6 protein-coding genes are annotated in these 9,391 nt (G+C 51.0%); 5 read left to right on the forward strand and 1 reads right to left on the reverse strand.

The features are described 5' to 3' along the window. Positions 1-17 precede the first annotated feature (17 nt). From tssI to CKW23_RS16645, 4 genes are read left to right on the forward strand one after another with little or no spacing between them, the layout of a single operon-like run. On the forward strand, positions 18-2,054 hold the full coding sequence (tssI, locus tag CKW23_RS16630; protein WP_095067990.1) for a type VI secretion system tip protein VgrG: 2,037 nt from the start codon (positions 18-20) through the stop codon (positions 2,052-2,054). Positions 2,055-2,059: 5 nt separating this feature from the next. Next, entirely contained in the window at positions 2,060-3,082 is a 1,023-nt protein-coding gene (locus tag CKW23_RS16635) for a tetratricopeptide repeat protein (protein WP_025260168.1), read from the forward strand. Positions 3,083-3,098: 16 nt separating this feature from the next. Continuing rightward, the gene (locus tag CKW23_RS16640) at positions 3,099-6,377 is read left to right on the forward strand and encodes a calcium-binding protein (protein WP_177434653.1); all 3,279 of its coding nucleotides are present in this window, start codon (positions 3,099-3,101) and stop codon (positions 6,375-6,377) included. A gap of 41 nt (positions 6,378-6,418) precedes the next feature. Then, positions 6,419-7,216 carry a type IV pilus biogenesis/stability protein PilW gene (locus tag CKW23_RS16645; RefSeq protein WP_143498969.1) on the forward strand — a complete coding sequence of 266 codons (798 nt, stop codon included), beginning with the start codon at positions 6,419-6,421 and terminating at the stop codon, positions 7,214-7,216. A 441-nt stretch (positions 7,217-7,657) separates the two neighbouring features. On the opposite strand, the gene CKW23_RS16655 is transcribed toward CKW23_RS16645, so the two are convergent. Continuing rightward, a complete protein-coding gene (locus CKW23_RS16655) occupies positions 7,658-7,867 on the reverse strand; it encodes a hypothetical protein (RefSeq protein ID WP_025260164.1) in 210 nt (69 codons plus the stop codon). Between the two features lie 920 nt (positions 7,868-8,787). Between CKW23_RS16655 and CKW23_RS16665 the strand changes: the two genes are divergently transcribed. Next, on the forward strand, positions 8,788-9,270 hold the full coding sequence (locus CKW23_RS16665; RefSeq protein WP_095067992.1) for an SDR family oxidoreductase: 483 nt from the start codon (positions 8,788-8,790) through the stop codon (positions 9,268-9,270). Positions 9,271-9,391: the final 121 nt, after the last annotated feature.

The following is a 9,391-nucleotide window of genomic DNA, read 5'->3' on the forward strand; positions in this document are numbered from 1 at the left end:
CGAACAGGGAGCAAACAATGTTCAACCCTTCCAACGAAACGCACTTCAGCCTGACCATCGAAGATTACGAGGGCGATCTGCAGGTGCTGTCGTTTACTGGTACAGAAGGCATCAGCCAGGCCTTTCGTTTCGACGTGGAACTTGTCAGCGAAAACCCTGATCTGGACTTGGAAAAGCTCCTGCACAAGCAGGCGTTTCTGGCGTTCGATCCTCAGGGCAGCGGCATTCATGGCCAGATATACCGTATCGCCCAGGGCGACGCCGGCAAGCGTCTGACCCGTTACATCCTGTCTCTGGTTCCGCAGTTGCAGTACCTGCACCACAGGACCAACCAGCGTATCTACCAGCAACTGTCGTCGCCCGAGATCATTGCGCTGATCCTCGAAGAGCACGGCATCAAGGGTAACGCCTACAGCTTCCAGCTCAGCCAGCAGTGCCCCAAGCGTGAGTATTGCGTGCAGTACGACGAAACCGACCTGCACTTTATCCAGCGCCTGTGTGAAGAGGAGGGGATTCACTATCACTTCCAGCACAGCGAAAAGCTTCATCTGCTGGTATTTGGCGACGATCAGACTGTGTTTCCCAAACTCGGTCAGCCAACGGCGTATGTACAAGGCAGCGGTCTGGTTGCCGACGAACCGGTAATCAAAGGCTTGAACTTTCGCCTGGAAACGCGCACTAGTCGTGTCACTCGGCGTGACTACGACTTTGAAAAGCCCGGCATACAACTTGAAGCCGCCTGGAAGCCCGCTGACGAAAGCACCGAGCCGGATCTGGAAGACTACGACTATCCTGGCCGTTTCCTGGACCGCGCCCGGGGTAAATTCCTCAGCCAGCGCGCTCTGGAGCGTCATCGCGCCGATTACCAGCAGGTCGAAGGCTGGGGCGACCAGACGACCCTCACCAGCGGGCACTTTCTGGAAATCTCGGATCATCCCCAGACCGAGTGGAACGACCTGTGGTTGCTGACCGAAATCGTTCACGAAGGCAAACAGCCGCAAGTGCTGGAAGAGTCGGTCACCAGCGACACCACTGACAACAAGGACGACTTCCATCAGGGCTACCGCAACCGCTTCCTCGCCACCCCGTGGGCCGTGTTCTACCGTCCGGCGCTGGAGCACACCAAACCCCGTGTTCTCGGCACCCAGACAGCCACTGTTACAGGGCCAAAAGGTGAAGAGATTCACTGCGACCAGTACGGCCGGATCAAAGTGCAGTTCCACTGGGACCGGGAAGGCCAGGCCGACGACAAGACCACATGCTGGTTGCGTGTATCCAGCGCCTGGGCCGGCGACCGCTATGGCGCTATTTCCATCCCGCGGATCGGCATGGAAGTCCTCGTCACCTTCCTCGAAGGCGACCCCGACCAGCCGCTGGTGAACGGCTGCCTGTACCACAAGGAAAACCAGGTTCCGTACCCATTGCCAGCCAACAAGACCCGCACCGTCTTCAAGACCCTCAGCTCTCCTGGCGGTGGCGGTTACAACGAACTGCGCATCGAAGACAAGAAAGGTGCCGAACAGATCTACATCCACGCCCAGCGCGACTGGGACGAAAACATCGAGCACGACCAGAAAATCCGCGTCGGCAACGAACGCCACGACACTGTAGAGAAAAACACCTACACCGAGCTCAAGGCCGAAGAACACCGCACCACCCACAGCGATCGCAAGGTCGAGGTCCGGATGGATGACCACCTCACCATCGGACAAAACCAGCATGTGAAGCTCGGTACTGCACAACTGACCAGCGTCGGCAGAGAAATCCACCTCAAGGCTGGTGACAAGATCGTCATCGAAGCCGGCACGGAACTGACGGCGCTGGGAGGCGGGAGCTTCATCAAGCTCGATGGCGGCGGCATCACCGTGATCGGCCCGGTAGTGAAGATCAATGCCGGCGGCTCGGCAGGGTCAGGTACGGGAATCGCGATCAAACCACCCGTGTTGCCGGGGGCAGCGGATAAGGACAAGGCGGGGAGTTTGATGGATCAGGCGTTGGTGAATGCGCCGCCTGAGAAGGTTAAGCCGAAGGCTTTTTTTGTGTTTTCTGAGTGATTGATATGAATAGTCTATTAAAGAAAAGACGCCTGCTGGCTGCGATGATTTTCGCTACATCAGGCCTTAGTCTTTTTCATGGTAGTGCCAGTGCATCTGATGAGTGCCCATCCGAGGAATTCACCACCTTCCTCACGGCGTTTTCTACTGCTCCGCAAGTGCAGCAGCGTTTCACGGCAAGTACGGTAACGGCTTTGGTGCTCAAGCCTGCGGCACAGGCTGAGCAATTTGAACCTCAGACTATTAAGGTGAGGAATACAGAGCTGGCTTTTCCACTGATGGCACCGATGGCTTCGGATAAGACTGAAGGCGTTGTCATTGAGAACGTGGACGACAGCCACGTCAATGTCATTGATAAGCGTGCCGGTAACAGCAATATCAAAATCTTCAACTTTACTCGCCAGACGTGCTGGGTGCTTGGGGGAATGGAAGACTGGTCGATCAGTGAGAAAGACCTGTTGGCAGAAAAAAGACCCGGTATGAGTCGTACTGAAAATTACTGCTATCAACGTGCTGATGCTTACTCCGGGCTAGCAGGGGCAGAGCAGTACCCGCTTACTACCGAATTATTTGAAGCGACTCTGGAAAACTATCTATGCGCTGCCGCCTCGGGTGATCCTGAAGCCAGCCTGGATGCTGCAAGTTTGAGTCTTTCTGGCATGGCTCCACAGTTGGAAACCGCACAGGTCGAGGCGCTTTTAAAAGCGGCTGCAACTACTCTTGCTGATGGAGCTGCGAGCTTGTCGACTTTTTACTGCTATGGCAATGACATTGCAGCCAACGGTGTATGCCAACATCCCGATCTGGCAGAAAAGGAGCTTGTTCGAGCTGCATCCATGGGTTCTGTCGATGCGATCAATTACCTGGGCTATGTCTTTGAAGACGGGAAATGGGGGACTAAAGATGTACCTAGAGCGATGGCTTGTTATCGTCTAGCCGCCGATAAAGGTAATCAAACCGCCGCTACTAATGTGCAGCGTCTGAAGACGCAGGCGGCTGACCTCACAATAGCCAGCCATTGCTATTAATTCTCAGGATGTAGAAATGACAGAGCCACTTGATTTAAAAAGCAGATACACCGGCGGCGATTATATTTACAAGATGGGTGGTAATGGTACAGCCCTATTTAACGGCAAAAAGGCGATTGATTGCTCTCATATGGTCAACCTGCTGCTGACAGGCGCTGGTTACAATATTCCGTATGAAGATACTCGAGTGATGAATAACTCGACCTATTACACGACCGTATTACCGCAAGATGTGAGAAAGGGAGATATCGCGCTCTGGATTAATATACCTCCTGTTCGTGGTGGTGTGGCACTATTTCATACAGGTATTGTTGAAGACTATAACCCTGTGACTCAGGGTGGAAAATTTTTCGGCGCTCAGAGTAGTGGTAATGCCACTGCGGCTTTTGGCCCAAGACCGCCTCTTAGTTACTATTGGCCAGTCCCGACGAAATTCCTGAGAGCAAAGGAAGAGTTCAGAACAGGGGGCTCGCCAGCACCTGCTCCGACCCCAGCACCAGCACCAGAACCGACTCCAGCACCTGCCGGGCCTGCGCCCTTGTTGAACTTTCAGTACCCGTTCCGCAAGGCTGACGGTAAGCAGTTCACCGACGTGGAAGACGTCTATAAAGCATTGGAGGGCGAAACATCTGGCCATTACCTGCTGGGTAGCAACAGGTTCTGGCATGGCGGAATTCATATCTCAGACAAAACTGCTCCACAGTGCGTACTGAATGAACCCGTACGCTGCATGGCCGATGGTGAGGTTGTCGCCTATCGCCTGAATCAGGATTACCTGGAGTCGACCTTCGGCGACAACGAGAAGAAGTTGAAGTACTCCAACTCCTTTTGTCTGGTGCGCCACGAATACAAATCAGCACCAAACCCGGAAGAAGGCCCCAACAAAGGTAAGCAGAACAAACTGAATTTCTACAGTTTGTACATGCATCTGTTGCCCTACGCACGTTACCCACTGGCCCCGGAAGAAACACCAAAGCCCGTCGTTACGATGAACGTTGGTGATTACAAGGCTTACGACAAGGCTCCCTGGGTAGAGGGTGCCCAGTCTTATGGCCTGATCAAGAAAGGCACAAGGTTGGAGATTATCGATCAGGCCAGCGAAGGCGTGAAGGTATACGCCAAGGGCAAGATTCTTGTCGGGTCGGTAAAAAGCGGTTCAAGTACGACACGTAACGCAGGCGATGAAATCTGGTTCGCCTACAAGGAAAACGACGCGCCTTATAAAAACTCCGCTGGCGACAAAATCTGGACAGCGGACAAGCTCGTTGAGCGTCTGCGCCCGAACTATTGGCAGGGTAAGGTAAAGGCGACTGCCGCCATCAAGCTCGATCTGTACAAGGATCCGGTGAATCCACAAAATGGTCAGCCAGCGGGAGACAAGTACAGCACCCAACTCAACGCCACCAGTATCGTAGAGTTTGAGAGCAAAGAGGTTCTGACTCTCAACGTGGGGGGCAAACTCCGCAGAATGGCGAAATGCACCTTGGTTAGTGGCGAAGTCGCTGGGGCAGGTACTGTACCGCCAAGTTTCTGGATATGTGTGGAAAACGAAGCAAGTTACAAAGTTGTCGAATGGACATCTCTGACCCCAAGCAGTTTCGACTCGGTTGAAACGGCCAGTACAGGCATCAAGGCAGGCGATCCTATTGGCTATCTGGGGCTGACCGAAAACCTCACAGGTGAAGAGGGAGGAATAAGCAGCAAGCATCAGGTACACGTCGAGATTTTCACCGCCGAAGCAGAGGTCAAGGAATTTCTCAAGAACATCGCTGGCTTGAAAACAGGCAAGCAGTATCTTTACCTGGCAAAAGACACGAAACTCAAGGTAAAAGCCTCTGCCACCGAAACTGCCCCCCTCAAGAAAGAACATGCCATCGATCTGGCCAAGGCACCTGTCATCAAGGAGAACAACGAAGACTGGTATGAAGTCAGCGTCGTCGATGACAACCAGACGCTGACCGGCCTGGTGAAAAAGACAGGTGCGCAGCTCATCACTCAGCATGACTGGGAGAAGTTGGGTTTTCAGATTGTCGAAGAAACCAACACTACAGCCGACGGTTTTCTCGATCCGGATGACATGCCGCCATTTTTCAAGGATCTTTTCGCTAAAATCGATAAAAACAATGATAAGGAGGTCAGCTCTGACGAGCTGTCAGAAGCCTTGAAAAACAAGGATACGAGAGATCAATGGTCGAGGCTGATTGCTTATCATCCGACGGAGTGGAAGGACAAGTCCGGTTCAGCGAAGTGGAGCAAGCTGGATGCGCTGCTGGAGACTTCGCCGAAAACCCTCAAGCATGAGAAAGAGCGTATTGACAAGTATGCTTTTTGGGATGACTTGTCTGGGAAGGCGGCGATAGGGTCGAGTCTGGTTTGGCATTTTCATCCTGTCGAGTTTATTACAATAATGAGGGCTAAGAAAACCTGTGACTGCAACGCCATTGTAAAGGTTACTCGCTGGATTTCATCGAGCATGACACATTATGGGCCATTACATACGGGTGATAAAGAGCTTGGTAGTGCTCCCCAATGGGATGAGCTGGTTTCAGGAGGAAAAATAACTGCGATCGAGAAAAAAATAATTGTTGTGATGTCAGGCAATGAGGCGAAAATCAATGGCGTACAAAGTTACGACAGTGAAGTGATCACTGCGGGCGCAATGCAAAAAACCATTAATATTTCTGGAGGGGGAGAATTACCTGCGCAGGTCAAAAAATTCAAAGACAAATACCCTGAAGATTATATCGAGTATTTTGAATCTAAGGGCTGGAAGCTTGATGAGACTGGAACTTCGCCAAAAATGTATTATCAAGGAGAAGCGCGCGCTAATGGTGCCAAGCTAGAAGGGCAGGCACTCAAGACCAACTTGAAAATTGGTTGCGGCGAGTCAACTTTTGGACAGGTAGTTAACTGTCAGCCGGTTTCAGTGATGGCCTGCGCAATCGCAAGTTCATCATACATAGAAATACAGATAATGGACTTTATAGATAGATTGCGAAGCGCCTTGAAAAAGAAACCCACTGGCTATAGTTTTACTGCCGAAGCTTTCTTTAAAACAGCTCTCGGTAGAGCAGTGGTGCTTGACCATGATATCAACAGGCCGGGCTATGTAAGTGATGACCTAGGAACTGCACTTAACGCTTTTTTCGCTCAAAACCCTACGATCAGCAAAAATATTGATACATGGGGAGCAACACATGACGTTCATGAAAGAAAGGTTCTTGATCTGTATGGCTCCGGCAGGAGAATGACAAACGCATCACTTCGATACAACCACCTAAAGGCAGAATTGTAATAATGTTATATCTCAGAAACTTCGGCGCAGGCCTATACTGCTTGCTCTCGTTGGCGGCTACTTGCAATGCGGCAGACCTTAGTTTAAAAGGTGCTGAAAACTCAGCTTTAAATTTTTCTTTATGGAATAAAGATTTTTCCGTTTGGAGTAAATTGGATTTTGCAAAGAACGGCCTGAGCGTCCCTTTGTATGATGGCGGCTCAAGCGCCTCGATAGGTTTGGGAGCAAACTCTACCGCCATCTCCCCGAATGGGAAGTATGCAATAATTCAGCGAACAGTATTTGGTGAGCTGCATGACTCTGAGAAAGTTACAAGTACTGAAAAAAATTACTGCGATATGATTTCCATGGACAGCGGGTGTGTACTTCTCTCTCGGCCAGCTGAAGCTTGCTCGGGAAGCTGGAAGGAGGGCACTTGGTCAACGGATGGTGGAGAAACTATAAAGCCACAACTGGAAACAATAAGCCCTAAGGAGTTGATAAAGTCGACTTCTGTTATAGGCGAAGCAGCTTCTAGGGCCGCAGCGATAAAAGATCAGATGTTTATGGGGGGCGACTCTTACATGAGCTGTTATTCCCCCGAAAAAAACACCCAAGCGTTAAATGATTTGGGGTTTTATCTGGCGCAAGCAGGGGATGATGCTTCTGCGCTTAAAATATATCGAGGCCTTGAATCTGTCGGCCAGCGCACAGTATTGATGCTGAATATTGCTGACTCTCTCTGGAATATGAAAAAAACCACTGAGGCTGTGGGGTATTACAAAAAATACACTGACGCAATGAATGCTGCCGGAAAAAGTAAAAAGATACCAATGCGAGTTTTTGAGCGCATAAAATAAAGCATGAAGACACTTATTTTAGCTGCCCTCGACCAGGCGATAAAAATATCTCAATTACAACCCAGGCTACAAAGCCTGGGAAAACATTAAAAGTAACAGGGCAAATATGATTAAGATTGCCGCATTATTATTGGGTGTTGAGGGCTCCATCTTAAGGCTTGGCTCATGGAATACAGGCCGTGCAGTTTGGGATGAGGCTGGCTTTATAAAAAACGATTCAAATTTTCTCTTATACAATAGAGCTTCGACAGGTTTGAATGTGAACTCTATCGCCACCATCTCCTGATGGAAAACATGTGCTCATCCAGCGAACAGTATTCGTTGAGTTGAATGACTCGGGACGTTGATTCGTGGCTGGATTCAGTGCGGTAACGTAGACGGCTGTTAACCAGAAGGGAGGTTATTTGGAAATAACCTCCTGAACACCATTACTGTGTCGAATTAAACCACTTCATCGATCAGCGAGGTTTTCACCGGCGTCACAGTAACCGGAGGGTTGGTCGGATTTTGCAACTGATCCCTGAGCTTTTCCAATGCTGCTTTTTGCTCATCGGTCAAGGGTGGCGGCGGGGTTGGAGAAACGGGCAGGGGAGTCGCCGGGCGAGTACCGCCGGGGGTCAGTATGGGCAGAGGATTGTTGGTTATTTGCATGTCACTACTTCCGTGAGTGAGGGTTGAACCCAGTGTAACGGCCGCTTTTCGATGAGCTTTAGAGCTGATCGACCCCAGTGTGCTCCAGGCGTTGTGAGCAATGGCCTGTGGGCATGCCTTATCATCTATCTCCAGTCAGGCAGGCTAAAAGAGAGTCACCGTATCCCCGGCAGTCACATTGGCAGTAGCTGTTGATATGCTTTAAAGGCTTGGCCATTATTCTGCAAAGAGATTAACTTCGCTCTTGTCATGTGCTTCCAGAATGACTTTCCTCAAGCCGAATGCAGCTCTTTTAATCCATACCGAAGATGGCCAACAGTATTACGAGCAATGCCTCCGAACCATAGAGGAATTGCGCGTCGGCGAGATCATGTTGGAGACTGGCCGTCGGGAGGTTGTCGCCAAGTTTGAGAGTGTCGCTTCCTGTGCTATTTGGGCGGTACTGCGTTGCGCCCATTTTGCTGGGTTTTGCTCGTGTGCATCCCTGGGCGGTGATGGAGTGCAACGTTGTTTGGCCTGACGCTCAGCACCTTTCATTACGATCACGTCTGGCGATTGACTTGCTGGCACTCGGGCTTCCAAGGATTTTGGAAAGCCAAGCGCCTTAGACCTGGATAGCACTTATGTGTGTGACCCTGGACGCCTTAACCAGGCGTGAGAGAAACCTTATCCACTTTTGCAATGCCCGATATTTGTTAGCTGCAGCTAACGACACGGGTTGTGATCCGCACAAAAGCTTGGTAAAAATTGTGCGTCGAAAGAGTGCAGTCCGGATGGTAGCCCGGTCAACGTTCCATGGAACGTCAACTCCTCCCGAAAGGGTATCCGCGACACCTTGCCCGGCTTGCCGGTTGTGGAGGTGTGCCTGCGGATTTCTCTCTTTGTGCAGCGCACCTTCTTACTAAAAGTAGGAAGCTCTCATGAAGCTCAATGGCAATACCATTCTGATCACTGGCGGTGCCACCGGCATCGGCTTCTCTCTCGCCAAACGCCTTGCTGAAAACAATACGGTGATCATTTGCGGCCGCAATGAGGCGATGTTGGCTCGCGCTAAAAATGATGTTCCAACGTTGATCCCATATGCTTGCGATATTGCCGACACGGAAAGTCGTCGTGCGATGGTGAAATGGCTTAAGGATAACCACCCAAGCCTCAACGTTGTGATCAACAATGCAGGCGTTCAAAACCAACGTGATTTCAACAGCGACCCGCATATGGATACGCTCGATGCCGAAATCGCCGTTAACTTTACGGCTCCTGTCCACCTGATTGCGGAGCTGCTGCCGAGCTTTAAGCAGCAAGAAAACGCTTACGTCATTAACGTCAGCTCTGGTCTGGCATTCTCGCCTATGGCTGACGTGCCGGTGTACTGTGCGACCAAGGCGGCTATCCACTCCTGTTAGCGCTGATTGAAAACTGACCCACCCTGCCGATTGAAAATTGACCCAGGATGGATTGCTGATTTTTGCCCCAGCAATTGTGAATAAGCTTAGCAGCAGTGTGCCGATTCAAGACGCATCAAGC

This window comes from Pseudomonas sp. Irchel 3A18 (assembly GCF_900187465.1).
Classification (GTDB): Bacteria; Pseudomonadota; Gammaproteobacteria; order Pseudomonadales; family Pseudomonadaceae; genus Aquipseudomonas; species Aquipseudomonas cichorii.

Bases quoted from the DNA above. Each gene is read 5' to 3' on its own strand.
- tssI (WP_095067990.1), top strand. From the start codon at position 18: ATGTTCAACCCTTCCAACGAAACGCACTTCAGCCTGACCATCGAAGAT.
- CKW23_RS16635 (WP_025260168.1), top strand. From the start codon at position 2,060: ATGAATAGTCTATTAAAGAAAAGACGCCTGCTGGCTGCGATGATTTTC.
- CKW23_RS16640 (WP_177434653.1), top strand. From the start codon at position 3,099: ATGACAGAGCCACTTGATTTAAAAAGCAGATACACCGGCGGCGATTAT.
- CKW23_RS16655 (WP_025260164.1), bottom strand. From the start codon at position 7,867: ATGCAAATAACCAACAATCCTCTGCCCATACTGACCCCCGGCGGTACT.
- CKW23_RS16665 (WP_095067992.1), top strand. From the start codon at position 8,788: ATGAAGCTCAATGGCAATACCATTCTGATCACTGGCGGTGCCACCGGC.